Source organism: Paenibacillus sp. MAH-35 (genome assembly GCF_058135425.1).
The window spans coordinates 16,208-41,844 of the sequence record NZ_JBYUPU010000054.1; the positions used below are offsets into that span (position 1 = coordinate 16,208).

Annotated in this window: 22 protein-coding genes; 5 read left to right on the forward strand and 17 right to left on the reverse strand. The window is 54.7% G+C overall.

Annotated elements, in window-relative coordinates:
- Window positions 1–42: 42 nt before the first annotated feature.
- From AC3Y2E_RS31345 to AC3Y2E_RS31390, 10 genes are all read right to left on the reverse strand, one after another.
- Window positions 43–966: a DUF4340 domain-containing protein gene (locus AC3Y2E_RS31345; RefSeq protein ID WP_332074105.1), complete on the reverse strand. Its 924-nt coding sequence runs from the start codon at window positions 964–966 to the stop codon at window positions 43–45.
- Window positions 963–2,354, reverse strand: coding sequence for a GldG family protein (locus AC3Y2E_RS31350; protein ID WP_379217231.1), 1,392 nt, complete (start codon window positions 2,352–2,354; stop codon window positions 963–965). The genes AC3Y2E_RS31345 and AC3Y2E_RS31350 overlap by 4 nt, the downstream gene beginning before the upstream one ends.
- Before the next feature lie 13 nt (window positions 2,355–2,367).
- Window positions 2,368–3,084, reverse strand: a complete 717-nt coding sequence (locus AC3Y2E_RS31355) for an ABC transporter permease (protein ID WP_190929312.1) — start codon at window positions 3,082–3,084, stop codon at window positions 2,368–2,370.
- A complete protein-coding gene (locus AC3Y2E_RS31360) occupies window positions 3,077–4,081 on the reverse strand; it encodes an ABC transporter ATP-binding protein (protein WP_379217232.1) in 1,005 nt (334 codons plus the stop codon). Before AC3Y2E_RS31360 ends, AC3Y2E_RS31355 begins: the two co-directional genes overlap by 8 nt.
- Window positions 4,082–4,399: 318 nt before the next feature.
- Complete coding sequence (locus tag AC3Y2E_RS31365) at window positions 4,400–4,774, reverse strand: STAS domain-containing protein (protein ID WP_190929310.1); 375 nt, start codon at window positions 4,772–4,774, stop codon at window positions 4,400–4,402.
- Window positions 4,775–4,780: 6 nt separating this feature from the next.
- Complete coding sequence (locus AC3Y2E_RS31370) at window positions 4,781–5,215, reverse strand: ATP-binding protein (RefSeq protein ID WP_332074102.1); 435 nt, start codon at window positions 5,213–5,215, stop codon at window positions 4,781–4,783.
- 141 nt (window positions 5,216–5,356) lie between these two features.
- Window positions 5,357–7,141, reverse strand: coding sequence for an AfsR/SARP family transcriptional regulator (locus AC3Y2E_RS31375; RefSeq protein WP_379217233.1), 1,785 nt, complete (start codon window positions 7,139–7,141; stop codon window positions 5,357–5,359).
- 129 nt (window positions 7,142–7,270) lie between these two features.
- Entirely contained in the window at window positions 7,271–9,826 is a 2,556-nt protein-coding gene (locus AC3Y2E_RS31380; protein ID WP_379217234.1) for a U32 family peptidase, read from the reverse strand.
- Window positions 9,827–10,002: 176 nt separating this feature from the next.
- Window positions 10,003–10,512, reverse strand: coding sequence for a phosphoesterase (locus tag AC3Y2E_RS31385; RefSeq protein ID WP_379217235.1), 510 nt, complete (start codon window positions 10,510–10,512; stop codon window positions 10,003–10,005).
- Window positions 10,513–10,515: 3 nt separating this feature from the next.
- A complete protein-coding gene (locus AC3Y2E_RS31390) occupies window positions 10,516–11,499 on the reverse strand; it encodes a PfkB family carbohydrate kinase (protein WP_379217236.1) in 984 nt (327 codons plus the stop codon).
- Between the two features lie 231 nt (window positions 11,500–11,730).
- Between AC3Y2E_RS31390 and AC3Y2E_RS31395 the strand changes: the two genes are divergently transcribed.
- The 5 genes from AC3Y2E_RS31395 to AC3Y2E_RS31415 all read left to right on the forward strand — a co-directional run bounded on the left by AC3Y2E_RS31395 (window position 11,731) and on the right by AC3Y2E_RS31415 (window position 18,712).
- Window positions 11,731–14,916 carry an FG-GAP repeat domain-containing protein gene (locus AC3Y2E_RS31395; protein ID WP_379217237.1) on the forward strand — a complete coding sequence of 1,062 codons (3,186 nt, stop codon included), beginning with the start codon at window positions 11,731–11,733 and terminating at the stop codon, window positions 14,914–14,916.
- A gap of 139 nt (window positions 14,917–15,055) precedes the next feature.
- Window positions 15,056–15,307, forward strand: coding sequence for an acyl carrier protein (locus AC3Y2E_RS31400; protein WP_379217238.1), 252 nt, complete (start codon window positions 15,056–15,058; stop codon window positions 15,305–15,307).
- Window positions 15,308–15,315: 8 nt separating this feature from the next.
- Complete coding sequence (locus AC3Y2E_RS31405; protein WP_379217239.1) at window positions 15,316–16,527, forward strand: hypothetical protein; 1,212 nt, start codon at window positions 15,316–15,318, stop codon at window positions 16,525–16,527.
- 12 nt (window positions 16,528–16,539) lie between these two features.
- A complete protein-coding gene (locus AC3Y2E_RS31410) occupies window positions 16,540–17,466 on the forward strand; it encodes a hypothetical protein (protein WP_379217240.1) in 927 nt (308 codons plus the stop codon).
- Window positions 17,467–17,563: 97 nt separating this feature from the next.
- Complete coding sequence (locus AC3Y2E_RS31415) at window positions 17,564–18,712, forward strand: MBOAT family O-acyltransferase (protein ID WP_379217241.1); 1,149 nt, start codon at window positions 17,564–17,566, stop codon at window positions 18,710–18,712.
- 137 nt (window positions 18,713–18,849) lie between these two features.
- On the opposite strand, the gene AC3Y2E_RS31420 is transcribed toward AC3Y2E_RS31415, so the two are convergent.
- From AC3Y2E_RS31420 to AC3Y2E_RS31450, 7 genes are all read right to left on the reverse strand, one after another.
- Window positions 18,850–19,062 (reverse strand): hypothetical protein, encoded by a 213-nt coding sequence (locus tag AC3Y2E_RS31420; RefSeq protein WP_190929300.1) that lies wholly within the window; start codon window positions 19,060–19,062, stop codon window positions 18,850–18,852.
- Window positions 19,063–19,362: 300 nt separating this feature from the next.
- On the reverse strand, window positions 19,363–19,926 hold the full coding sequence (locus AC3Y2E_RS31425; protein WP_379217242.1) for a helix-turn-helix domain-containing protein: 564 nt from the start codon (window positions 19,924–19,926) through the stop codon (window positions 19,363–19,365).
- Between the two features lie 184 nt (window positions 19,927–20,110).
- Window positions 20,111–21,418, reverse strand: a complete 1,308-nt coding sequence (locus AC3Y2E_RS31430) for an ABC transporter substrate-binding protein (RefSeq protein WP_379217243.1) — start codon at window positions 21,416–21,418, stop codon at window positions 20,111–20,113.
- 31 nt (window positions 21,419–21,449) lie between these two features.
- Window positions 21,450–22,364: a helix-turn-helix domain-containing protein gene (locus AC3Y2E_RS31435; RefSeq protein WP_379217244.1), complete on the reverse strand. Its 915-nt coding sequence runs from the start codon at window positions 22,362–22,364 to the stop codon at window positions 21,450–21,452.
- Window positions 22,365–22,470: 106 nt separating this feature from the next.
- Window positions 22,471–23,358: a helix-turn-helix transcriptional regulator gene (locus tag AC3Y2E_RS31440; RefSeq protein WP_379217245.1), complete on the reverse strand. Its 888-nt coding sequence runs from the start codon at window positions 23,356–23,358 to the stop codon at window positions 22,471–22,473.
- 128 nt (window positions 23,359–23,486) lie between these two features.
- The gene (locus AC3Y2E_RS31445) at window positions 23,487–25,277 is read right to left on the reverse strand and encodes a glycosyl hydrolase family 28-related protein (RefSeq protein WP_379217246.1); all 1,791 of its coding nucleotides are present in this window, start codon (window positions 25,275–25,277) and stop codon (window positions 23,487–23,489) included.
- 173 nt (window positions 25,278–25,450) lie between these two features.
- The coding region (locus AC3Y2E_RS31450; RefSeq protein WP_379217247.1) for a hypothetical protein at window positions 25,451–25,637 on the reverse strand (187 nt) is incomplete at its 5' end.

The window sequence follows — 25,637 nt, forward strand, 5'->3', positions numbered from 1 at the left end:
AAAAGAAAAACCGCCGCTAATCGTTAGCGGCGAGTGAACTATTTATTTGGCTTCCGGTTTTTTATATGCATCGAAGATCACTTGAACGTCGGTTTCGGCGAGCGCATACGCCCATGAATCACCTTGTTTTACGATCCAGACCAGCCCGTTGTCCAGCTTGCCGGCGTATACGTCGGCAGATTCCTTGCCTTCTTTGCTGAATTTGATCTCGAGCTTCAGCTCGGCCGTATCGAGCTTCAATTCGGAAGCAGGCCGCACGAGCTGATCGGTTACCGCAAACAGCAGCTTGTCGATCGCCGGCTCGACATCGCCCGCCTTCACTTCCTTGCCGTCAAGCGTCCAGGCCGATTCGTTGAACGATTTGGTTTTGTCCGTTTTGACGACCGATTTTTTGGCGCCCTTCCATTGCAGCTCCACACCGACCACGTCCAGATAGTTGAGCTTAAACGGACTTTTGTTCATAAAGCTCATCAAATCTTTTTGCAGTGTTGTGATTTGCTGGTCGGCCAGCTTGTAAATGGCAGGACTATCTTTCAGCTTCGTATAAAAGTGTCCGGCAATCGGCAAGGGAGATCCGATCTGCACCGTTTTGACGGTGCCGTCGTTCAGCGTCACTTCAAATTCCTTGGTCGGGCTGCTCAAGCCAAACACCGACAGATCGGATGGATTGGCCTCGACTTCGCCGTCATGCTTCAGAGCCGTAAAGCTGCCCAGCCAGCTTTCCACCGTACTCGTCTCGACCGGCATCGCCGCCGGCTTGACCATCGTCCACTTGCCGTCCTTCTTCTCGAACTCCAAGCCTTCCTCTTTCAGCTTAAAGCCCGCGATATCCTCCTGCTTCATCGTGACGAGCGGCTTGGAAACCGGCTCCTCCTCTTCCTTCTTGAAAAACGATTGGCTGGATGCATACCAGAACGCCCCGATCAATACGACGAGAAGCACGATCGTCGGAATGAACCGTTTCATCCTTTTCTCCTCCTCCACCAGATCGCCCCGCCAAGCGCCAGGATAAGCAGCGGGAATGCTACGATGGTGCCGTAGAAAATCCACTGTGCCTGATTCGGCATAATGAACGCCTGCTGCATCGCTTCTTCCTCACGCGGACGGATGGTGACCAGGTTCTCTTGTTCCTGCAGCCAGTTGACGCTGTTCAAGGCGAAGTCGCGATTGCCTTGTTCGCGAATAATCTGATCGTGCAGGAATTGGGCATTCCCGATCACGACCGCCTTCGGCTTGCCGTCCTTGTTCTCGATCGCGTAAGCGACATCGAGCGGACCTTTCGGATCGTTCTCGTCCTGCTTGGACTTGCCGGTCGTCAGCTGCGTCATATCGGTTTCGCCGTAAGCTTTGTCGGTTGATTTCAGCAGCGCTCTCGTCTTCCAATCGGTATTGTTCGCATCGGTCATTAACCCGAGCGCAACCGGAAGAATCGTTACCCGGTTCTGATCGGACAAGTCGTACGTAATATCATGGTAGTTGTAGCTCGGAACGATCGTAAGCGGATCTCCGAGCAGCGTACGGCCGGTCTCCACAACGACCGAGCGGGAGTTTTTGACGTTGATCGTATTAAGCAGATCGTCGATATTCGTCCACGTGCCCAAATCTTTGGAGAAACCGAGTGCGATAAAGAGCTTGCCCTTGCCTCTCACATATTCTTTGAGCAGCGTGCTTTCCTTGGAGTCCAGATCGGTTTGCGGTCCTACGAGGAATACGGCTTCCGCATCGTCGGGAACTTTGCCTTCCTTATACAGGTTCAGCTCTTTGACTTCGTAGTTCTCTCCTTCCAGCGTAGAGCGCAGCGTCGAGATTCGTCCGGACGGCATCTCGCCGTGTCCCGTCAAGAAGTACACCGGACGTTTCACGTCGGACGTTAGGCCCATAATCGCCGCAGTGAACTTTTCTTCGCCGCTGAACGTATAGGAGCCTTGCGCCGCCCCCGGACCGAACAGCTCATAGCTGAATACTTTCTTCTGCTTGTCGCCCATCTCGAACACGATTGTTCCGGCCTGATCGATCTGATACTGCTGAGCTTTGGCCGGCTCGCGGGTCGGGTCTACCTCTTCGAAGGACATCTTGCCCGAACGCTTGGCGTATTCGTTCAGCATATCGCGGATATCCCGGTACATGATCGAGTCGTCCGCCGTGGTGCCTCCCGTGAACATCGTTGCCTTCACATCTTTGTTCAAATCGTTCAGCACCATGACCGTTTTTTCGGACAAGGAGTATTTTTTATTTTTGCTCAAATCCCATTGGATGCCCTTCAAGGAACTCAGGAAGAGCGTTACGATAATAAATATCCCGATCACGGCAATCGATAAAACCGTCGCATTCGTGCCTTTGATCCATTTGTTCACGTCTCTTCCCCCCTTATCTCCAACGTTTGCGTTCCAGCGTCTGAATGCTCAGGACGAGGAACACGGCGATCAGCGTCACATAAAACAGCACATCGGCCAATTGGAAAATCCCTTTTTGCAAATTGATTTGACGGCCGGTGAGCGAGAATTGAATGATCCATTCCTTAAACTTGCCGCCGAAACCTTCCGCCGCCCAGTCGATCAGCCACAACACGAGCAGGATGACAAAAGCGGCAATCGCCGCAACCATCTGGTTGCTGGAAAGCGTCGAGGCGAACAAGCCGACCGCCATCATCGCAGCGCCCAGCAAAAACATGCTGAGATACGACAGCCAGAGCACGGACGCGTCCAAATCGCCAAAAGCCGACATGATCCACGGATAGATCAAGCTGCTTACTACGAGCATAAACATCAGTGTAAGCGCCGCCATATATTTCCCGAACACAATCTCTCCGATTCCGGCAGGCGACGTAAGCAGCATCTCGTCGGTACCTTGGCGGAATTCCTCGGAGACGAGGCGCATCGACAATAACGGAATAATGAACAAATAAATGAAAGTCGTGTTTCCGACGACAACCCGGGCATCTACGATGCTGTAGTTGGTCAGGACAAAATTCCAATAAAACATCACGCTCGACAGCAGCACATAAATCGCAAACGCGACGTAGGCGGTCGGCGAGTAGAAGTACATCTGCAGCTCCTTGCTGCAAATGGCCATAGCTCTACGCATTCTTCTCCACCTCCGGTTCCTCTTGCGGCTCCGCCGGTTCTTGCTCCTCGGGTTGCTTCTCGTCAGTCGTCAGCTTCAGGAAGATGTCTTCCAGGCTGAGGCTTTCCTTCTTCATGCCGAGAATCGGGTAGCCGCGTTCCGCCATCTGGTAAAACACCGCTTCGCGGATATCGGTACGATCCTTGGCCGTCACCTGAAGCAAGGTCGACCCGGCTTCAACGCGTTCGCGGTCCAGTTCTTTGACCACTCCTACGTCCGGCAGCTCCAGAAGTTCGCGCATGACGTCCTCCTTCGGCCCTTTAATCTCCAGGCTGACTTCGAACGTCTCGCCCATCGTGCCCCCGATCCGGTCGGGATGCTCATCCAGTACGATAACGCCTTGATTGATGATCAGTACCCGGTTGCAGATCGCGTTCACTTCCGGCAAAATATGCGTGCTGATCAAAACGGTATGATTTTCGCCCAATTCGCGAATAAGCTGCCTGATCTCGATGATTTGCTTCGGGTCGAGCCCTGACGTAGGCTCGTCCAGGATGAGCAGGTCGGGTTTATGCACGATCGCCTGGGCGAGACCGAGACGCTGCTTATACCCTTTGGACAAGCTGCGAATAATTTGCCTCTCCCTGCCTTGCAGACCCAGCTTCTCGATGACTTCGCCGATCCGCTGCTTCTGTTCGCGCACCGGCACGTCGCGGAGACTGGCGACGAATTTCAAGTACGAGGTGACCGTCATCTCCGGATAAAGCGGCGGGGTTTCCGGCAAATACCCGATCTTTCTTCGCGCCTTGCGCGGATGATCGGCCATCGACAGGCCGTCCACCAGAATCGACCCTTTCGTCGGATTCAAGTACCCTGTAATCATGCGCATGGTAGTCGTTTTGCCGGCTCCGTTCGGACCCAAAAAGCCGACGATCTCGCCTCGGCTCATCGAAAAATCGATGTTGTGAACCCCTCTCTTATTCTCGTACAGCTTGCTCACCTGTTTGACTTCCAGCACCTTGACTCCCTCCTCTTCAGTAGAGACCTTAATCCCCAGGCTCATCTATCGGATGCATATCCCAGACTAACTCATTTTACCAGAAACAATATACTAACCAAACAATAATCAAACCTTAAACAAATATGAAAATTAGATTAAAATTTTGTGTCTAAATTGTGAACGAGTTAGAGTGATGAAACCATCCATGTCCCGGGGCACAGAAAAAGCAAGCTCCGCTTGCAGTAAGGTGCAAGGAAGCTTGCCTGTTGGACGAACTCCTGTCCGAAATAAGTGTCGTCAAGTCCGAAAGCTGTATGCAATGGGAGGGAGCCGGGTTTACATCTTCGCCTGCTCCAGATCTTCGATTCGTTGAAGCACCGAATATTCGTCCGGATAAATCATCAAGTATTCGGTCAGTCCGACCATCCGGAACAATTTTTGAAAATGCGGCGTAACGCCGTAGGCGAAGGTGCGAAACTTTCCCTTCAGCCCGGCCCTGACGAGGCGGATCAGAACAGCGATTCCCGCGCTGTTAATATACGGAACGCGCGTACAATTCAAAATCAGGTAACTTCCCGGCGACCCCAGGCCGGTCTCCCACGCCCTCATGCCAAGCAGCGTCTCTTCGGCCTGCTTCGTCAAATCACCGCTCATATCGAGAATAACACCGTGTCCGAAGCTGCGCCTCTGTATCTGAAACTGGTTGTCCATCGCCGCCTACCCCTCCCCATTCGATACGAACTCGACCTCTGTATAAAACGTTCCCGCCTCATAACCGAACTGGACCCGGTCGGACAACGATCGGATCAGAAACAGCCCCCAGCCGCGGGGATTATCCTCCTCCAGCTTATCCTCCGCTCGCGGCATATCTGCCTTGGCGGCCATCCAGCCCTCGTAGTCGAAGCCGCTCCCCTCGTCGAGGATCCGGCATACCGCCCGTTCCCGGTCTACTTGCAGCCGGATGCGGACCCGCTTATGAAGATCCAGCCCGTTCCCGTGCTCGGCCGCGTTCAGACAAGCTTCCGCAACAACCGTCGCCATATCGTCAAGCCGGTGCGAGAGCGGGGCAAAGCCGTTGAGATAACCGGCCAATAGTGCAAGTATCCGCCGTTCTTGCCCGAGCTTGCTTCGCATGCTCCATTCCCCGTACATCCGCCGGGAAACTCCCGCTTCACCCGTCAACCCTCCACCTACTTTCCGCCGTGCAGGCGCCGATCTCCGTATCCTCAATATAGCTTACGAATCTTACAAAACACTTACATGCAGACGAACCGTCCTTGGGGAGCAGCCCGCTTATATTCCCTCGCCTTGCAGCAGCCGTGTCGTCTCCGGCAGAGGCGTCACATTCAGCTCCTCGCGGCATACCGCCTCCAGCTTCCGGTACCACCGGTTCGCCTCAGCCGTTTTACCTTGCCGCATCAGCAGCCGGATCATCCCCTGGTAGGCTTCCTCCTCGGCGGGTCGGACCTGCAGCCAGCCGATGCAATGGGATTCGGCCGCGTCATACCGCGATTTCTCCATAGCGAAGTAAACCAGCCTTTTTAACGTTACGGCCTGGACCTCCGCGTAGTGATTTCGAAATCCATCCAGCCAGTCAATGTAAGGAAGCTCCGGCACAAGCTCCTCGTACATCTGAACCGCCTGCTCGTACAGCTCCGCAGCCAGCTCGCGGTCGCTTGGCCACAGCTGGTCGCCTACGCGGATGAGTGTCCGATATTTTTCCACATCGGCCTGTTCGAGAAGCGCGCCGATTTTGACTACTCCGCCCCGCGCGATGATGGCGTCCTCGCATCCCAATGCTTCCCGTAAAACCTGCTTGAGGCTATGGATCGTTACGTACAGCTGGCCTGCCTTCCGGTCGGAGTCGCTGTCGGCGAACAGCTTCTCGAGCAGTTGATCCCGCGGGCACGCGTAGTTCGGCTGCAGCAGCAAATACAGCAAAAGCTCCTGCGCCTTCCGGCGTTTCCAACGGAAGTCGGCCACCTCGGTGTTGCCCCGGGTAAATTTCATCATGCCAAAGCAGGTTACGCTCCACAGCAGCCCCCCCTGCTCCGTCTTCTCGTCACGGTCCCGAACCAACGCATCCAGCGCGCGCTGCATCGCCTGAACTTTCGTCCTCGCCTGAGCGGATGCGCACAGCTTCGCCAGCGCTTCGGCATGGACAAGCGCCCGGCGCGCCCCCGCTTCATTCCGTTCCTCCCGTTTGCGCTCAAACCCAAGACAGACATACTGAAACTGGATCGAGGCATCGCCTGCAAACCGTCTGACGTCGTCTCTCAGCCGCTCGAGTCCTTCCTCCGGCAAGACCTGGCCGCAGCGGAGCATCGCTATATATCCGCAGCAGCGCAATGCTGCGTCCAACACGACGGGCAGCTTGTTATGCGACAGCCCGGCGAACGCATCGGAGGCTTCCTCCCACCGCTCCTCGAAGTAAAGCGCCGCAGCGGCATAAGCCGCCTCGTAGTCGGCTACGGCAGGGCTGGCGGATAAGCGCAGACACAGCAGCGCATGCGACTCCTGAATCCGGCTGCCTAGCGCCGGCCCGAGATCGAGCAGCATTTCGAGCAAAACCCGGCTGCCGTTCTCCGGATCTGCGGCCCGGTCGAATGCGTCAAAGGCCGCCTGGTAGTATAACCTCCGGCTGCTTTCTTCGCCAATCAACTGCGCTCCCCTGGCGATGGCGAGAGGAACGTGCCCGCCTTGCGCCGTTTCTTCGCGCTCGTATTCGTTCCGGAGAAAGATCAGCAGCGTCTCCGCCTCGTGAAGCTCCCCCATGCGCATGTGCACGTAAGCAAGCGAGGCCATCGCGGCGAGCAGCTCCTGCTGAAACGTCTGGCGCGCAAACCCTTTCACCGACTTTTGCAGCAATTCCTTCGCTTCCGCCAGCCGTCCTGTATCCGCCAGCCGTTCCCCGTACGTTTTCTGCAGCAGGGGCGACCCGCTCAGGACGCCGTCCGGCAGCATGGCGAGCAGCTCCGCATCGGGCCGCCCGCCTTCGAGGATGGCGCATTCCAGCCGGATGACCGCCATCGCATAATCTCTCTGATCGATCCATCGTCTGACCTCGTTCAACGTCAATCACCGCTGCTCTTATGTGATACCGTACTAATTCGTCGGCAGCGGCCGTTTCCCTCTCCGCCGCTCCAAAGAAAAAAGCGGAGCCCCGCAAACCGTATAACCGGCTTGCGCGCTCCGCTGCAACTTCCTTTATTTGACCAATTGTCCCCGGGTGACGCCGAGCTGGTTCGTCGCCTTCAGCGCCCGCCACACGTTCGTACCGCTGATCGTCCCCTTCAAGGCGCGGCTGTACAGGTCGAGCACCTCGCGTACTTTATCCGGCGTCTCCTCCAGAAACTCAACCCGGAACGTCGTCAGCCCAAGCTCCCGGAACTGGGGTAAATACTCCGCTCCGGACTGTTCGATCGCGTTATAGACCGTGTTGCGGCACCCTTCGTCCACGCGGACCGGGTGAGACATGCCGATCCGGTCCTGAAGCGATACGCGACGCTCCTCGCAAGGCCGGCCGCAGTTCGTATAGTCCGTACCCTCGCTCAGAAATGTGCAGTATACGCAGTGCTCCGTATGGAACATCGGCAAATGCTGATGAATGACAAGCTCCAGCCTGGACGGGTCCGTCCTCCGCAGCATATCGACCATCTGTTGAATATTCAGATCGTAGGACGGCGTTACCCGGCTGCAGCCTGCGTCGACAAACAGATCGACCGTCTTGTGGTTGACCGCATTCAGCGAGAAATCCCCGATCAGCTCCGGCTTGTAGCCGTCCGTGCTCTCTGCCAGGTGTTTCATGAAAAAGTACATCGCGCCGGTGTTGCGAACCAGGATGGCGTCAGGACGCAGCTTCAGCATGTTCTGAAAGTATCCGGTCTCTCCCGGCATATGGATGCGCGGGGTCGCAAGAGCGATCCGTCTGCCGGCAGCCCGGACCGCTTCGATCGCGGCGGGAAACTGCTTGATAAATTCAAAGTCGGCGTAGATCCACTGAACGTCGGTTGTGAGCACCGCTTCGACCTGCTCGAGGTTCCGGCAGAGCGCGATGAGACGCGGCTCCTCCCGTCCAGTGAGCGCGCTGGAGGCGACGGAGGCCCCCGCTTCGTCGGAGAATACTCCCGCCGGCAGCTGCCGGGCCGCATCCGCGTACACGTCTACACTACGCTTCTGGTAGCGGCGCGGCTGCTGGCGGGCCGTCTCCAACAGCTCGACCGCACGCCGGCGCATCTGATTCAGCTCCCGCATCGGGACGATGAGCGAACCCTCCATCGCGACCTCGAGGCCGCTCAATTCGAAAATCGTGCCGCCGAGACGGCCGAGCTGCTCCTCGAATAAGGCGCGGTCCATCGGTCTTTTCTCCGCCTGCACCAGATGCAGCTCCGACTGCACCTCCACGCGGTTACCCGTCCGCACGTCGGTCCATACCGATTGCAGCGGCTCGCCAAGCCGCCCCGATACGTGGACGGTTACCGGGAAGACGCGGTAAGGTTTGTCCGTCTCGAACGTCTGCCGGAGCCTTTTGTCCAGATGCGGGTCGCTCGTCTTCCAGATCCGGTCGCCTACGTGGACCCGCTTCAGGTCGACGTCGTTGCGTCCCGGGACGATCTCGATGAGTCCGCCTCCCGCTTCCCCTTCGAGCTTGACTCCTTTGCGGCGAATGTCGTACACCCGTCCGCCTTCCTCCGGTTTGGTCGGGTCACCCGCATCGAATACGATGCCGTCTCCCCGCTTGAGCGGAGCCTCGAGCTCGCATAATACGCCGTCTCGCAGCAGCTGCTTCACCCGGCCCAGATAAACGCCCCGGCTTTTGGGGAATGTGCCTTCGACCAGCTGTTTGTTGTTCGTTCCTTTCAGGAAGCCGTAGGTGAACCCTCGCGAGAAGCTTTGCTGAAGCTCCCGCAGCTCTTCCTTGGACGGCTTCGGATCGCGTCCGGCGAAGTAGTCGTCGATCGCCTTGCGGTATTTGCTGACGACGTTCGCTACGTACTCCGGAGATTTCAGCCGCCCTTCGATCTTAAACGAAGTAACGCCGGCTTCAATCAGCTCGGGTACGAGCTCCAGCGCCGCCAAATCTTTGGGCGACAGCAGATAGGCGATATCTCCCATCGGCTTCTGCTCGCCGTCCACCATCAAATCGTACGGAAGCCGGCAAGCCTGCGCGCATTCGCCGCGGTTCGCCGAACGGCCGCCCCACATTTCCGACGTCAGGCACTGGCCCGAATACGATACGCACAAAGCCCCGTGAACGAACACTTCCATCGGCAGCTTCGCCCGGTCGCCGATCTGCTTGATTTGCTTCAAATTATTCTCGCGTCCGAGCACGACCCGCTCGATGTCGAACGGCTTCGTAAATTCGACCGCCTCCGGCGAAGTGATCGTCATTTGCGTAGAGCCGTGAATCGGGAAGTCCGGGGAGATGTCGCGGATCAGCTTGACGAGCCCGAGATCTTGAACGATGACAGCGTCCACTCCGGCATCGATGCAAGCTTCGATGAGCCGCTTGGCGTCGTTCAGCTCCTCTTCGAATACGAGAATATTAAACGTAACGAACCCTTTGACCCCGTACAGATGCAAAAAGGACATAATGTCCGGCAGCTCGTCCATCGTAAAATTTTTGGCCCGGACGCGGGCGTTGAACTTGTCCACGCCGAAGAAGACGGCGTCGGCTCCGTTCGCCACAGCCGCCCTCAGGCAGTCCCAATCGCCGGCCGGAGCCAGCAGCTCGATATGTTCGATGCGAATGTCTTCGCGCATGTTTCGTTTCCTCCATTGCTTACCCGGTGCGGCCCCAGCCGCCCCTTTATGCTTACTAGTGTACCAGAAAAGGGGGGCCGGACGCTATTGGAGCGATTTGGAGCAGTTTTTACGAACATACGTTCCGATACCATTTTCAGGCCATTATTTTGACACTGTCCATTTAGCTCATACACCTACTGCTCCTCGCCCGGCACGACTCTCCGTACGATTTCCTCGAACGTTACAGGCGTATAGTCCCAATGTTCCACACAAACGTTGAAGTAATGGTTCCCCTCGTATTTCTGCCCGTGAATATGACCGTGAATATTGACGTAGGGCATATGCTTGTTCATGTACATAGGTTCATGCGATAGAAAAAAGAAACCGCCGTAAACGATCGGATATTCGCTTACTTCCTGAAAACCCGCCTCCAGCCACCAGGCGCGCGAGCGGCCCCGGTCGTGATTGCCGAGGATCAGCGTCTTATAACCGTTCAGCCGGCTGACGATCGCCGTCGTTTTCTCCCGGTTCAGAAACGAGAAGTCGCCGAGGTGGAACACCTTATCGTCCTTGCCGACGACGGCGTTCCATCTGTCGATCATCGTCTCGGTCATCTCGTCCGTATCCGCGAACGGCCTCGATTCAAAGTCGATAATCGATTTATGTCCGAAGTGGTGGTCTGAAATCATAAATACGCCCGCCACCGCCTACACCTCCCGGCCCAGCATCGCCAATGTTTCGGCGCGCGTCGGCAAGGCGGGGATCGCCCCGCGCTTCGTCGTGGTGAGCGCCCCCGCCGCATTCGCAAAGCTGCATACATCCTGTACGAACGACTCCTCCGCCATCGCCTCTTCGAGCTGTTCCGCACCGATTCCCGCTTCGGCAAGCCGGCAAAGTAGCCCTCCCACGAAGCTGTCCCCGGCGCCGGTCGTATCGACCGGTTCTACAGGCACGCCGGGAACTGCGATGCCGCCCTTTTTCGTAAAGACCCGGCAGCCGGCAGCACCGAGCGTTACGACGATACAACGAGGCCCCAGCTCGAGCATCAGCCTCGCCCCTTCCTCGATGTCCGCTCCATGGAACAAAAACGCAATCTCGTCCTCGCTAACTTTCACAAGATCCGAGAGCGGCAACTGATCGACGATGACCCGTCTTGCAAAGTCGGCATTCGTCCATAGCGGCAGCCGGACATTCGGATCGTACGAGATCAAAGCACCGAACGCTCTCGCCCGTCTGGCCGCATACAAGGTAGCGGTACGGCACGGCTCTGCGATCAGCGACACCGAACCGAAGTGAAATATCGCTGCGTCGCTCAGCAGGTCGTCTGTAATCTCCTCTTTGCGGAGCAGCATATCGGCCGCCGGATCGCGATAAAACATAAAGTCGCGTTCTCCGTCCTCCCGCAGCGATACGAACGCCAGCCCCGTGCGCGCTTCGTCCGTCCGTACGAGAACCGGCTCGACACCCGCCCCATACAGCGCCTCCTGCAAATAGTCGCCGAAGGCGTCACGGCCTACTTTGGCTATAAACCGGGATTTTCCACCCAGCCTGGCCACGGCTGCAGCCACGTTCGCCGGGGCTCCGCCTGCGGCTTTCCGGAACGTGTCCACCTGCGCCAGCGGCTGGCCGTTCGTCTCCGGCACAAAATCGATCAGCAGCTCGCCCAGGCATACGACGGTGCGTTTGTTCATACGATTCCTCCTCCAACACGGTATTTACCAAGAGTATAACGAAATCGGGCGGAAAAGTGGAGCCGTCCCGGCGTTCCGACACGATTCCCGAAGTTCCGGCAACCTTTCCTCTCCCTCTTTCGTCAAAAGTTAACAAGGAACCGTCTAAATGCTATAATGACTATAGTATACAGAACCAATCCTGTTGACTATATTCAACGACCTACATCTAACCAGTTTTGAGGGATCGACTTGTCATTGCGCAAAAAAGCGGTCTGGCTAGCGGGACTACTCCTTCTCGCCGCTGTGTTCGTACTCGTCTTCGGACATAAAGAAGAGCGGGTGCGTCTGCTGTATGCGAGCGGAGGCGATACGTACGACCGGTCCGCTTATCTGAATTTCGAACAAACGATCGTCGCTAACGCCAAAGTGAAAAAAGCCCGTCTGGACGGACTCGACGGCAACAAGCTTCAGTCCTACGATGCGATCTATCTGGACGTCTCTCTGAAGCAGTCCGACACGCTAAGAAACGCCGTTCCGTTGCTGGAAACCTATGTGAAGCAAGGCGGCCATCTGTTCGTCGAGAACGACCTGCTGAACGATTTACCCAAAGGGTTGCTGGGAGCCGAAGCTATTGCTCCGGTCACCCCGACCTTATACCCGCAGTTCGGTTATCCGGCCGTCCGCGGAAATCTCCAAGGCTTGCAAAATGTGTTCCGGCAATTCGCCGACAACTTTACATCGCATGCTTACGTGAACAATCTGGACGATATCATGCCGGGCTTCGACTGGGGACAAGCCATCGTGCCTTCCACAGCGGAGACGATCGTAACGCTTAACAATCAACCCGTCTACACCATCAACCGGTACGGACAAGGTACGGTTTTCGCCGCCGGAGCTTTTTTGCCTAATCGTTATTTTATTACCGGGTTTGATCTGCAAAGCGGCATGGACCCGTCCAAAGGGTTTCTGACGAAAGCAAGCAAGCATAATGAGTCGATTCAGCGGCCGGGCATGTCCATGTACTACAGCTTCAAGACCGGCCTGCCGCTGGAGCCTTATTTTCATTTTGCTTTCTCGGCGGCCAATCACTTGTTCCGAAGCGAATACGTGTCCTTCGTATCCAAGGAAACGCTGGGCTACAGCCTGAAGAAAGTATACGGACCGTATGGAAGGCCGGCGATGGCTTACCAGAACCATTTCGAGGCGATGCCTGCCTTCCTGCACAAGGAAGCGATCGGCTGGGCCGAGCTGCTGAAGCAGTACAACCAGATTCCTTCGTTCTCGCTGATCCGTTCCGCTTTCGAATGGTACCACTGGTATGAAGGGATCACCGTGCATTTAAATACCGGCACGAATGAACAGCCGTTGTTCGTCGGGGAGTTTCCCAACTCGTTTTATTCGAGCGGCACGCTGCTGATCAGTGGTGAATCGCCGCTTACGCAGGCCGCCTATCCCGCCAATCTGGAGCTTGGAGTTAAGCTGGAGCTGCCTTACCGGGTGTATCCGGCCTTAGCCGACTTGAACGGAGACGGCAAGCCCGAGCTGATCGCAGGAAGCGCCGACGGCTACCTGTACCGGTATACCAATGCCGGACCCAAGCTGTCTACGCAGATGGTACCGGATGGCCTTACTCACCCGGACGGATTCGGCGCGCCGGAGAAACTGAAGCTCACGAACGGGCAGACGATGAGAACGGACGGTTACTCCACGGTAACGGCAGCCGATCTGACGGGAGACGGCAAAGCGGATCTGATCGTCGGAAGCCAGGGCGGCGCTATCGTAGCCCTGCTTCAGCAAGGGAAAGGGACATTCGCACCTCCGGTACCGCTTCTGTCGGACGGATCGCCGATCCGGACCGCCTCTCACTCCGCCCCGGCGATCGGGGACTTGAACGGAGACGGCATACCGGATCTCGTCGTCGGGGATTCCACCGGTCAGCTCACAGCTTACTACGGCATCGCGGGCAAGAAGCTGCAGTTCGGGAAAGCTCAACCGCTGTTCAAGATCGGGGCCAAATATGCCGCCCCTGCGATCCGCGATATGAACGGAGACAAGAAGCCAGACCTCGTCATCGGCAACAATGAAGGCGACCTGCTCGTGTATGTGCAAGCCGACGGGAAGTGGAATCCGCAAGGATCGATTAAAGGCAAGACAAACAATCAGATGGGGTCCAAGTCGCTCGTCGGCGGACAGTTCTCCGTGCCGCTCTGGGCCGATATGAACCATGACGGCAAGGAAGATCTGATCGTCGGCCAAGTCCAATACAGCAGGCCGGTGCCGATCGACGACCCGACGTTCCCTTATAAAAAAGAGCTTACGGAATTTCTCGATTACGCCAAAACCAACAAGCTGGAGATCATCCCGCACGTCTACGTGCACAGCTTCGTCAGCTCCGAACAGGAGAAGCTCGAATTGCAGCTTCAGCGGAAGGCGTTCGACGCGCTCGGGCTGCCGTGGACCCAAACGGGCACGAACCAGCACACTTGGCGGATTAATCAGTCTGACCGGCTGCAGACGCTGCGCAACGAGAACGACGCCGATATCTGGTTTAACTTCGGCTTCAAGCCGTCCGACAGTCCGACCGAACCTCAGTGGGGACGGGAATTCATATGGAGTTTCCCTTTCCTGCTCGACGACAATCAGCTGAAGTCGCCGATGATGCTGTACGCTCCCGGATTCCGCTATTCGGACGCACCGGATGGGAGCAAGCCGGGCACAACGGACATTTACCGCTCGTATGCGAATCTGGATCTGCCGATCGATTATTTCGAGCATATCGAGTACCAGTTCGACAATCCTACTAAAACCGGTGATCTCACCAAGTTCGTGAAGTTTTTCGACACCCTGCGCACGGACTATAACTATAACTTTATGTCGGAGCCGCAAATGGCGCGTTCGTTCCTCGCGGCGATGAAAACGGAAGTAACGGTAGAACGACCTTGGCTCGTCTATGCGATCGACAAGCTGAAGACGAAGTTCGGGCGCGGCCTGCACCTGACTTTATCGTTATCGTCCGATACGAGCAACGTGCCGGATATGGCCGCCGAGTATCGCGACACCGCAGGAGTCGTCTTCGAGCCCGGAGAGCGGTACGCCAATTACCCGTTCGCTACCGATTCGCCGGCTTTCCTGAAAAACGAAGGCAAGCTGTACGTCGGTCTCGGCCTTCGCCGGCTTACGTCCGTATCCGTCAACTGGGGCGCCGAGCCGTTCCATATCGTACGCTCCAACGTGCCTGTGCGGATTCAGGATAACGGCACGGCATGGACGATCGACCTGAATTCCGACGGCATGCAGCAGATCAAGCTGTACGGCCCGCGTCCTCTCGTCATCGAAGGCGAGGATCTGAAGATCGAGCAAGATCCGGAGGACAATTTGTATACCACCGTAACCCATTACGGAGCCAAAACGAGCATTACCGTAACGATGCCGTAACGATCCGTTACGTGACGCACGCGGCATCTTCAATCCGGAGCAGCTTACGAAAGCCGGCGGTTCGGACGGTTCGCCGATCCGATCCCCTCCGGCTGCGTAACCGCCAGGGAATATGACTAAACCTGAAGGAGATACCTGCATGGAAGAGATCCTACTGGAGCTGGAACAACACATCCGGGAGCGCTACGAGATCGACGATAGCGATGACGACTTTACGACCGACGTCCATCTGTTCGACTACGGCTTTATCGATTCCTTGGGAGCGACGGCTTTAATCGCCCATATCGAGAAGACGTACAGCATTCAAGTGACCAATCAGGACCTGATGCTGTATCCGCTGAACACGATCCGCGAGATCGCCACCTTTATCGCGGGCAAGAAGGGAAGGTAATCCATGCTATGATCAGTCCCCATGCTGTTACATATACCGTCTCGCTCGAGCGGCTTGACCCGAGCCAGCACGGCCAGGTCAAATATGCGTCCGCCTTCGTGGACGAGCATATCGACGAAGTCCGTCTCGAAGGCAGCCAGCTCGTGATCGTCCATCGTTCTCCGGGCGGGAACGAGCGGATAACGGCCGGCGTCGAGAAGCTGATCGAGCGTTTCTCCCACGGCGACTTCGGATTTAAAGAACATATTCTCTTCGAGCATAGAGGACCTACTCCGTACCGGGGAGACATTATCGCCGAGCTGATCGAGTCCAAGGCGATAAAAGTGCTGGAGCCGGGCTTGTTCATCTTCCGCGAGCCTTTCTCGAGCCTGCTCCGGTTTCTCGACGATACGTTCGTACAACGGATCGCGAACGCTTTCGGAGCGAAGCAGGAATCGTATCCGGCAGTCATCCATCTGTCGACGCTCGATAAGACGAACCATTTTACATCGTTTCCGGAGCATCTGCATTTCCTGAACCACCTGCGCGACGACCTGGACGTCATCGAGTCGTTCTCCGAGTCGGTGCGCGAGGCCGGCGGCTGGAAGGAAGACGCTCCGCTCGACCTGAACAAAACGATGCCGAAGCCCCGTTTTGCGATGAACCCGTCTACCTGCTACCACTGTTACGAGGGCTTGCAGGGCGAGACGCTGGAAGGCGACGGCATCGTCGTTACGGCGGTAGCCAAGTGCCACCGCTACGAATCCAAAAACCATAGCGACTTCGGCCGTCTGCTCGACTTCAGCATGCGCGAGATCATCTTTGTCGGCAAGCCGGAATTCGTCCGGGAAAACCGTCTGAGGGCCGTCGAATATTTGAAACAGCTGGCGGTTGAATGGGAAATCGACTGTATTATCGAAAATGCGAACGACCCGTTCTTTACGAACGATTTCCAAGTTAAAGCGTCGTTCCAGCGCAACCAGGAAATGAAGTACGAGATGCGTCTGAGCATTCCCTATATCGGCAAAACGATTGCGTGCAGCTCCGTTAATTTCGCCAGCACCGCCTTTGGCTCCGCCTTCGACATCAAGATGGGCAAACGTCCGGCTACTACCGGATGCGTCGGATTCGGGCTGGAGCGCTGGGTGTTCGCTTTTCTCGCGCAGTTCGGATTGAACGAAGACGGCTGGCCTGCCGCTTTCCGCGAGCAGTACCACGCTTGGCAAACAAAAACGAGATAACGAGTGATTCCCGTGAGCTTCTGGACCTTTTGGAGAAAAAACAGTTTCGTGCTGCTGCTCGTCGCCGGGTTCCTGCTGGTCGATACGTTTGTCGCCTGGCGGGACCCGATGACGAACTCGCTGCGGTTCGAAAAGGACGATTTTACAAAAACGTTATACCACCATCAATGGGATCGGTCCGGTCCCGTTTTTTTTGGCAACTCGGCGGTGACCGGTGCGTACATGGAGCACAAAGCTCAGAAACCGCTCGTCGAAATGGGGATGACGTACGGAAAAATTACCGACTTGCGGGAAATATTACAGCGGGGGCTGTATACGGTGGAAGAGCAGCTCGTCGTCGGCATCGACGTGCACACGATGCTGGATCAGATGCAGACCGATCCGCGCTTCCCCTGGTCGAGACCGTGGTATAGCCCGTACTTGTTCCATTACCGGGACTATTTTCAGGATGCGGGCGGCGAGTGGATTCGCAATGCATGGGCGGCAGCCCGTCAAGGCCAGCTGGATTTCAGCTCCTATGAGCCGAGATGGAACGATAAGATGCTTTATTTCGGCTACAAGCCGGCGGAAGAGATGAAGAAAGATTTGGCCCGTTATGAAGCCAATTATTACTGGATGGGCCTGGACGATATGAAAGGAAATCTGAAGGCGCTGGACTGGCTGCTCGGATACGTCAAAGAGCGCAATCTGCCGCTTAAGGTGATCTGGATGCCGCTGAATCCCGACCCGGCGTACCCTCAGCCCGCCTACTGGAAGCAGCTCAAGGAACGCGTCCATGCGATGGTGCAGCCTTACGACGTGCCTGTCCTGGACTTGTCGGACAAGTTCGCTCCGGATACGTTCCACGACATCGTTCACTTGAACCAGGAAGTCGGCGCACCCAAATTTACCGCGGAGGTGGACCGATGGCTGCTTTCCTTCGAAAAATCGGCGAAGTGACCCTGTACGTCATCATGCTTGCTTTGGTGGCCGTATGCTTCACCGGGCAAGGGCTGTTCATCTACGAAGGGTTTTGATCGATTAAAGGAGCCAGGCTATGTCTTATTTGCTCAATCTGCACGCGCTGGGCGCTCTGCTCGGTATGGTGATCGTGCTGCTGTTGACGCGGCGCTGGCCGCAAAACAAACGAATACTTGTCCTCGTGTTTAACTTATGCTTTCTGTACTTGTTCAGCCGGAAGCTGTTCCTGTTCTCCGCCGTATACGTACTCTTGAACTATATCGGCTATGTGTGGCTCTGCTACGCGCCGAGATGGCGCAGATTCGGCTTCGGGACGGCGATTGTGCTGAATATTGGGGCCGTAGTGGCGCTGCGTCTCCTCGGCCTGAATATATTCGAGCACCCCTTGTTCGACGCGATCTACTTATTCGGCCTGATCTATACCGTGCTTAAGGTGATCGACGCCTATTACTTCGCTTATTACGTCGGCAAGGACGGCAAGGCGCCTTTGCTCGATTTCGTCAATTATTTGCTGTTCATCCCGACGTTTACGTCCGGACCGATTTTAAAATTCCGCGATTTCATAGCCGATTCCAAAAAGCCTTATACGGTAAGCGCGGCCGATTTTGAAGCCGGGATCAAGCGGATTATTCTCGGTCTGTTCAAAAAGGTCGTACTGGTCGCCGGGATGACGATCGTCTTCAAGGACGTATTAGAGAACGATTTGCAAGTGTACCACAGCCTGTTTTTGATGGTGTGGTTTTATGCTCTCATTTATTTCGATTTCTCGGGTTATTCCGATATCGCGATCGGGTTCGGGCGGTTGATGGGGTATACGATCCCGGAAAACTTCAAGCAGCCGTTCCTGTCGCCGACGCTCACCCAATATTGGCGCAACTGGCACGCGACGCTGGGCGACTGGTTCCGCGACCATATCTTTATGATTTTCTCACGCTCCTTCACCTCCAGAGGGGCAGCCGCCTTGCTGTCCATCGTCATCATGGTGCTGATCGGCTTGTGGCACGGCTTTTCTTGGCTGTACCTGCTATGGGGGCTGTATCACGGGATATTGATGGCGCTGGAAAGCTTGCTCAAACTGTCGCTCGTGAACAAAAAGAAGGTGTCCCGTCCGTACTTCTATTTCCGGTGCGTATGCACCCAGCTGCTCGTTACGGCGGCGGTTATCGTGTACAGCGGCAGCCAGGAGACGGTGTTGACGATCTACCGAGGGCTGCTGAACTGGTAAAGGGCGATTTCGATACCATGCCAGCCCGCTTTCGCCAACACAGCGTGCAAACTAACAACCCCCTTGCCGGCCGGCAAGGGGGTTCCTTGTTCTTCGTTCTTATGTAGGGCTTGGGCCCTTTCCGCTCATTAAAGAGATCAAGACATCCAGCTCTGTACCATCAGTACGTCTACAATTAGAAATACGAGTAAGCTGACACCCGCAAATCCGACCGCAAATTTATTTTTTACCGGTGCAGCCAGCAATCTTACCAAGCCGACCGCGATCAGGATCGTAAATGCAACGATAAACAGATCGAACGTATGGAAACTGGCTGCGCCTCCCGCAGCAGCACCTTCTGCCAAAAACATAGCTCGGGACCTCCTTATTGATAACGATCACATTTTTCTCATCTTTTTCTATGTTATCGCGCCTCGTCAACGGTTGCAAGCAATTTCTTCAATGTTAACAAGTTTGTCACGATTTTTCCGGTTCATTCAGGATTAGGCTACTATCACGATAGGCTACGATTCGTATGAATCGTGATTCCAACCTGCCCCGCAAGTATAAGATGTCCATCTCTTCTAACATTTATAACTAGGCGCAAGCGGAAATCCAGTGCTTGGCCTTCAACTTCGTCAGCTTCCACACAAAACAAAATGATTGTGCTGCTATCTGCGCAGCAACTCCGGGCGTATATTAAAATCAAGCTTTACCTCATTCATTTCGGTCACCTGCTCGAGCGCTATGCGGATCATTTTCGAGTATCGAGTTTTTAGCCATTCGTTTTGAAAACGGTTTGCGCTTACGATCACTATAGATCCATTTTCGAATAGGGCACGAAGGTTTCGAATCCACGTATCATAGCTTGGTTTGGAGATTTGTCTCTTGATGATGTCACGCGCCCCCTCCCAAATCTGATCTATATCCACGGATGCCATATGTTCGGCAACCTCAACCGGCGCTGGAAAATGATTTGTCTCGGTTTGTTCCGGCGGGACTGCCCCTTTTTCATCCTCGCTTGCTCCCGTCAGCCCAAGCAAGTCGTCCACTCTTACTTGAAATAATTTGCTCATGGAAGCAAGCAACTCCAAATCCGGCAGCGATAAGCCGCGTTCCCACTTGGATACCGCCTGATGGGTCACCTTCAGCTCGCTTGCCAACTGGGTCTGCGTCATCTTATGCTGCTTTCTCAACAAGGCTATGACGGCCCCAATCCGTTGTGCATCAATCATTCGTTACCCGCCTTTCCCACCCAATCTGATCTCGTCTATTACGTTATCACAGGCCAGATGGGATAGAAATAGTCCTCGTTGTTGAATAGGGAGTACCACGATGCAACCGGTAGTTGCATATTTCTCCAAAAAACAACCGCAGAAGAACGATCCCGTTCATTCCGCGGCCTGGGCTCACCTCACATTACTTCCCCTGCTCGGCGCCTACTTGCTTATCATTTCGTTCCGCTGCCTCGCGAAGCGCCGAATTGACATCGGTGCCTTTGGCAACCGCTTCGAGAGCGGCTAGCAGCTCCTTGTTCGCAATCGCGTTATATTTCGTTTTTAAAGTAGGCTCGGCATATTTCGCCGGAATCATCGCCTGGATTCGTTTCCCTTGCACGTATGGAAGGTCGGCGGCGAATTGCTTCATTACGGAGGTGTCTTTCAGGATCGTAATGATGCCGGAACGGGCCGCAAAGCTTTGATACTCGTCCGACGTCAAATAGCTCAATACCTGGAACGCAGCGTCACGGTTTTTACTGGCTTTGCTTAAGAAGAAGTAAGTCGGGTACGATTGAGAGCCTATTCCCTTTTTGTCCTCGAACACCGGGAATTCGGCTACGTCCCAGTTCACGCTGTCCTTATATATCTTCTCGGCACCGCTCAGCGTGAGAAACATCGCAACCGTCTTGTTTTTGTAGAAAGGATTTTGCTGATTGTCCAAATAAAACTTGTCGCCGGGCAAGCCGTTTCCGGCAATCTGGTAAAATCTCGACTGATTCTCGAACGCTTTCTTGAACGTATCGTCCAGAAACAGCGCTTTACCGCTTTTCGCATCCTGGCTCGGTGCGCCCAGCTGATTCAGCATTAGCCCGAATTCGAACGCCATCGTCAGCCCTTTGTAGCTTTGGCCGCCCTCGGTCCGGGTCATTTTCCGGGTCACGTCGTACAATTCGTCCCACGTCATCCCGTCTTTCGGGTACGAGACCCCGAACATATCGAATAGATCCTTGTTGTAGTATAAAATCATCGAGCGGGTCCAGGTCGGCAACCCGTAGATGCCCCCGCCGGCCATCTTCCGCTGAATTTCGACCGCAGTCGGCTCCAGCCGGTTCAGATCGTATTTGTACTTGGCAATCAGATCGCTTATGTCGCCTTGCAGGTCGTACTCCATCGTCGAAACCCCGGTCGACTCCACGACCATGTCGATCGTTGTCCCTCCTGCAATCAGATTCGGCAGCGTTTTGCTGTCCACTTTGGGGACGATCTCAAAGGTCCAGTTCGGAAACTTTTCCTTTAGCTTGTTACCGTACTTATCCATCAGCAGTTCGACTTTCTCGCCCGTCGTATCATGGATGACCAGGTGGACCGGTATTTTCGTCAGATCCACCGACGGGGTCTCCCCCGCTTGGTCATTCCCCGCTTTCGGATTCGCGCCACCCCCGCACGCCGATATCGTTCCTACAGCTGCAAGCAAGCATGCCGCAATCGCCCATTTCTTGTTTAACAATCCGATGACCTCCTTGATCTGACGACCCTCGTTATTTTTCATTCGGCACGGTCTGAACCTCGCGGGGAGGGAAGGCGAACGGCTCCAGCAAAAACGGCTGCACCATTTTCCGGTACTGCTCCGGGGGAATCCCGACGAATTTTTTAAATAATCGGCTGAAGTGCGCCATACTATGAAATCCGACTTCCTTGTACACATCCGTAACGGAATAGGTTCGATCCAAGTAAAACAATATTTTAGCCTGGTTGATCCGGTATTTGTACAAATAATCGATGATCGTCATCCCCGTCAGCTCGCGGAATATCCGGGACAGATGATGCTTGCTCATATAGACGCTTTTCTCCAGCGTATCCAGCGAGATCGGCTCACGGTACTGCTGCTCGATCAACGAAATGACGGTTTGCACGTTGTGTTCCTTTTCCATCCCGTTTGCCGGTCCGGTTTGTTCAAGCCCTTCCATCGCTTCCTCGCATTCCCCGTACAGAAACCACAGCAGCTCGAAAAAGGCCAGCAAAGACCGGTTAAACTCAACCGTGTTCTGGCAGTAGTAATACTTGTTCATCCGGCGCAGCATATCCTCGAATTCAACCTTGCGGTCTCCGCTCAACCGAATCCGGTAATTTTTCAGCACCTCGAACGGACGCAGCGGATTAAGCGGTCCGAGCGTCTGATGAAAGATACGGATAATCTCCGGATAAAACGAGAACATCGACCGTACGTATTCGTTATCCCGATCCACAATCGGACCATGCAAAGTCATCCCGTTCATCAGGATCGCATCCCCGGACTCCAGCTCGAACACCTGATCCCCGATCAAATAGTCGCACTTGCCTTTATGAAAGTAGTAAATCTCGTATTGCGGATGGGTATGAAACGTTTTCACAAAAGGCGTATTGCATAAATAGTAATATTCGTTAAACAGCGGATAACGCCGCGTTAAGATCAATCGACTCCCCCCTCCTTCCCGACGATAAAACGTCCCCGCCGCCGTTGTATTTAATGTAGCACGGGTGCCAATCCGGTGCTTTCCTCTTGTTAACTTCCCCCCTTCCTCATTTGACTGTATTTGATTTCCGGTTGCTGCCGCCGTCGGCCGTTCCATGATCCATAACCTTTCGATATTGTTCCGGCGTAACTCCCACCTGGGTTTTGAACATTCGGCTGAAATGGGATACGTTCTTAAACCCGACCTGCAAGCCAATATCGGTCACTGAACATGCACGATGCATATAGAAGAGCTGCTTCGCTTGTTCAATCCGTCTGCGGTACAAATAATCGAATATGGTAATCCCCGTACTTTCACGAAAAATTCTCGACATATACTGCTTGCTTAAGTGGAGCTCCCGCTCCATATCGTTTAACGTGACATCCTCGTTGAATGCGTTTTCAATATAATGGATTATTTTGCGGACATGCCGCTCCTTCTCGCTAATCGTATAGTTTTGCTTCTTCAGATCCGGCTCACAGACAGCGTACACCACGATCAGCAAATCAAAAAAGGCCATTACGAGCCGATTGAGATCTACCCAATTGCCGCTTTGGCTAAACCGGTGTATTCGAAGCAACAAAGCTTCCATTTCCTTGCCGGCTTCTTCCGACATGTGAATATGATGATGCCCCAGCACTTCAAACGGCAGCAGGAGATCGATTCCGTTCACCGGCGACTTCATCTTCCTCAGTGCCGACGGGCGAATCGATATCCGGGTATAGATGCATCCGATCTTGTCATCCATACGTAATCCCTGCTGTTTCGTTCCATCCGAGATCAGAAGATCACGAACAGCGAGCGGAATCGCACGGTCGCCGACATTCGACACTCCGATACCTTCGTGGACATATAAAAGCTCGTACAGAGCCGGATGCCGGATCTCCTCCATATACAGCGGCTTGGCGCAACGGTATTCGAATTCATGAAACAAAGAGGGCCGCTCGATTGGCATGCCGTATCCCCCCAGTGGCGATTTTTATCCATATTACCACAGGTGGCTTTGCCCGGATAGACTGCTTCTCAGATGAATATCGGCCCTCCATACCTTTCCATAGTTGATTCGTATACTACCGAATTTCTCTAAACGGGAACATGGACGGCCGCATGCTCGATACAAGAAACGCTCACTGCCAATGCCGCTGTCCCTGCGTTCGTTATCGTTACGATCAGCTCCGTAATCTCGGCGTTCAACTGGAAGTGAGTGGTGAAGTCGGTCGCCGCATTTCCGGATACTTTGGTTAAAGGTCCTGCCGATACGTGTAACGCCCCGGAATGGTTGGAGAGAATCACCGTCTGCTCCGCGGCGTCGAAAAGTGGCGCCGGATGCTGAACGCATCCCGTGAAAGACATTTTGACGGCTTTGCCCGATCCTGCGGCAGCGGGGTCGATTGCAAACGAAGCCGAGCCGGCGGAACCGGATGCCGCACGGATTGTCTGCGACTGAAAAACTTTCCTGTCTGCAACATTCAACCTCGTCCCCGAAGACTGAAATAACTGCTCCAAGGTGGGAACATCGTGTTTGCCGGACAATGTATAATTGCGGTTTCCGTATAACCGGATCGCCCCGCCGGTGCTGCTGAATAAAACCAATCCGTTCACTTCGTTGCGGGAGATCTCCAGATCGAGACCCGGGTCTCGTACGATCCCGATCGATCCGCTCGTAAAGCCGGGAGCAATCCGGTTCTCGACAATGCGGCAAGCTTCCGTATACGTGCCACGGATAAATATCCCCCAGCCCCCCGGACCGATCAGTTCATTGTGGCAAATCTCCAGGTTTTTTATTTTACCAGCCCGGTAGGTGCTGAACTTATCGACGTAGATCCGATCTGCGATATTATTGGAGATGATCACGTTTTCACAATCGTTATCCTGAACCGTTACAAAGATCCGCTCTTTGATAATGTTCCCGTCAATGACCACAGTCGAGCTGTCGTCGATCCAAAGCTGTCTGTCGAAATTGTTGGAGGAAATGATCACTTCCGCCCCGGGGGAGTTCTCAATCTCGCAAGAACCGTACGAATTGTTGAAATCGTAATTACCGACAATTTTGATTTTGCCGTTGCCTCCGAAAAAATTGTAGCTGGTTGCATTTTGGCCGTTGTAACAGGCATTGCCGCTGTAATAAGTATTTATTGTACACAGGTTTTGAAAATGGCCGGCGTTTACCCCAACCGGAGCAGTTGACCGGCAGCCCTCCACGAGTATATCCCGGATCGGATACGACTCGGTCCCGCGGAAGTTAGTTGCATAGAAAAACTGCTCGAACTCGCAATTATGTATCGTAATCCGTCCGATGCTTCTCCCGATCAGGGCGGTCTCCGCCTGAATGCCTCGAATTTGGCTTGACGTGTTCAGCGCCTTGAACCGCAGCCCGCTGCAGCGGAAACCGTCAGCAAGTAGCGAGATATGGCGGCCCAGCACGAGCTTCCCCGTTCCTTCCAGCGTCAAATAGTTCTTATCGATCGTAAATCCGTTCGCCACCAAGTAATCTCCGGAGGGAACGTATATTTTACCGCCCTCACCCGCTGCATCGTTTACCGCTTGCTGAAAAATAGCCGAATTGTCGTAGCTTCCGCCCGGCCGGGCATTATACGGAGGTTGCGTGATATCGATCCACGGGCCCGGCTTCCTGGGATGAAGTCTCGAATCGTTCTCCGGAGTTGAACGTGCATACACCGATTCCGCGACGGAAGAAGCGCTTGCCCCATAGGCTCCCGCAACCGTCATACACGCACCTGCTCCGGCCAAACCGATGGACGCCAACAGCCTCCTCCGGCTTATCCGCTTCGGTGTAAGCTTCGTTTCCCACTCCCTCCCGTCCGTAGAATGTTCCTTGCCTTCATGGATCTCCTCTTCGTGTTCTGCCTTCATCTCCTGCGCCTCCTTCATCTAATGAGAATGATGGTCTGACTGGATTACTCCGGCTTGCAATGCATCACGATACCGATATCCCCCCTATCGTCACAAACACAAATTTCCTCACTCTCGCTCCCTCCATGATCCTGCGCTTATCGTACCAAATCAATCGTGCGGCTTCTTTTCCCTTATTCATGAAAATTCCGGTTTATTTGACTAAGAAGGACGATTCCCACTTTAAAGCGCGCAAAATCGAGTAGGCCCATGCACAATTGCATGGGCCTCTCACAGATCCGGACGTGCGGGTCATCGCATCCGGCTCCTCCAAGATTATCCCCTTTGGGGGTGATGTTCATTGTAAAGCTCAAGAAGACT

What these genes read in the sequence shown, in the direction of transcription:
- AC3Y2E_RS31380 (WP_379217234.1), bottom strand. Translation starts at nt 9,826, where the DNA reads ATGCGCGAAGACATTCGCATCGAACATATCGAGCTGCTGGCTCCGGCC.
- AC3Y2E_RS31415 (WP_379217241.1), top strand. Translation starts at nt 17,564, where the DNA reads ATGTCTTATTTGCTCAATCTGCACGCGCTGGGCGCTCTGCTCGGTATG.
- AC3Y2E_RS31345 (WP_332074105.1), bottom strand. Translation starts at nt 966, where the DNA reads ATGAAACGGTTCATTCCGACGATCGTGCTTCTCGTCGTATTGATCGGG.
- AC3Y2E_RS31365 (WP_190929310.1), bottom strand. Translation starts at nt 4,774, where the DNA reads ATGGACAACCAGTTTCAGATACAGAGGCGCAGCTTCGGACACGGTGTT.
- AC3Y2E_RS31370 (WP_332074102.1), bottom strand. Translation starts at nt 5,215, where the DNA reads ATGTACGGGGAATGGAGCATGCGAAGCAAGCTCGGGCAAGAACGGCGG.
- AC3Y2E_RS31420 (WP_190929300.1), bottom strand. Translation starts at nt 19,062, where the DNA reads ATGTTTTTGGCAGAAGGTGCTGCTGCGGGAGGCGCAGCCAGTTTCCAT.
- AC3Y2E_RS31425 (WP_379217242.1), bottom strand. Translation starts at nt 19,926, where the DNA reads ATGATTGATGCACAACGGATTGGGGCCGTCATAGCCTTGTTGAGAAAG.
- AC3Y2E_RS31440 (WP_379217245.1), bottom strand. Translation starts at nt 23,358, where the DNA reads ATGCCAATCGAGCGGCCCTCTTTGTTTCATGAATTCGAATACCGTTGC.
- AC3Y2E_RS31405 (WP_379217239.1), top strand. Translation starts at nt 15,316, where the DNA reads ATGATCAGTCCCCATGCTGTTACATATACCGTCTCGCTCGAGCGGCTT.
- AC3Y2E_RS31400 (WP_379217238.1), top strand. Translation starts at nt 15,056, where the DNA reads ATGGAAGAGATCCTACTGGAGCTGGAACAACACATCCGGGAGCGCTAC.
- AC3Y2E_RS31445 (WP_379217246.1), bottom strand. Translation starts at nt 25,277, where the DNA reads ATGAAGGCAGAACACGAAGAGGAGATCCATGAAGGCAAGGAACATTCT.
- AC3Y2E_RS31390 (WP_379217236.1), bottom strand. Translation starts at nt 11,499, where the DNA reads ATGAACAAACGCACCGTCGTATGCCTGGGCGAGCTGCTGATCGATTTT.
- AC3Y2E_RS31355 (WP_190929312.1), bottom strand. Translation starts at nt 3,084, where the DNA reads ATGCGTAGAGCTATGGCCATTTGCAGCAAGGAGCTGCAGATGTACTTC.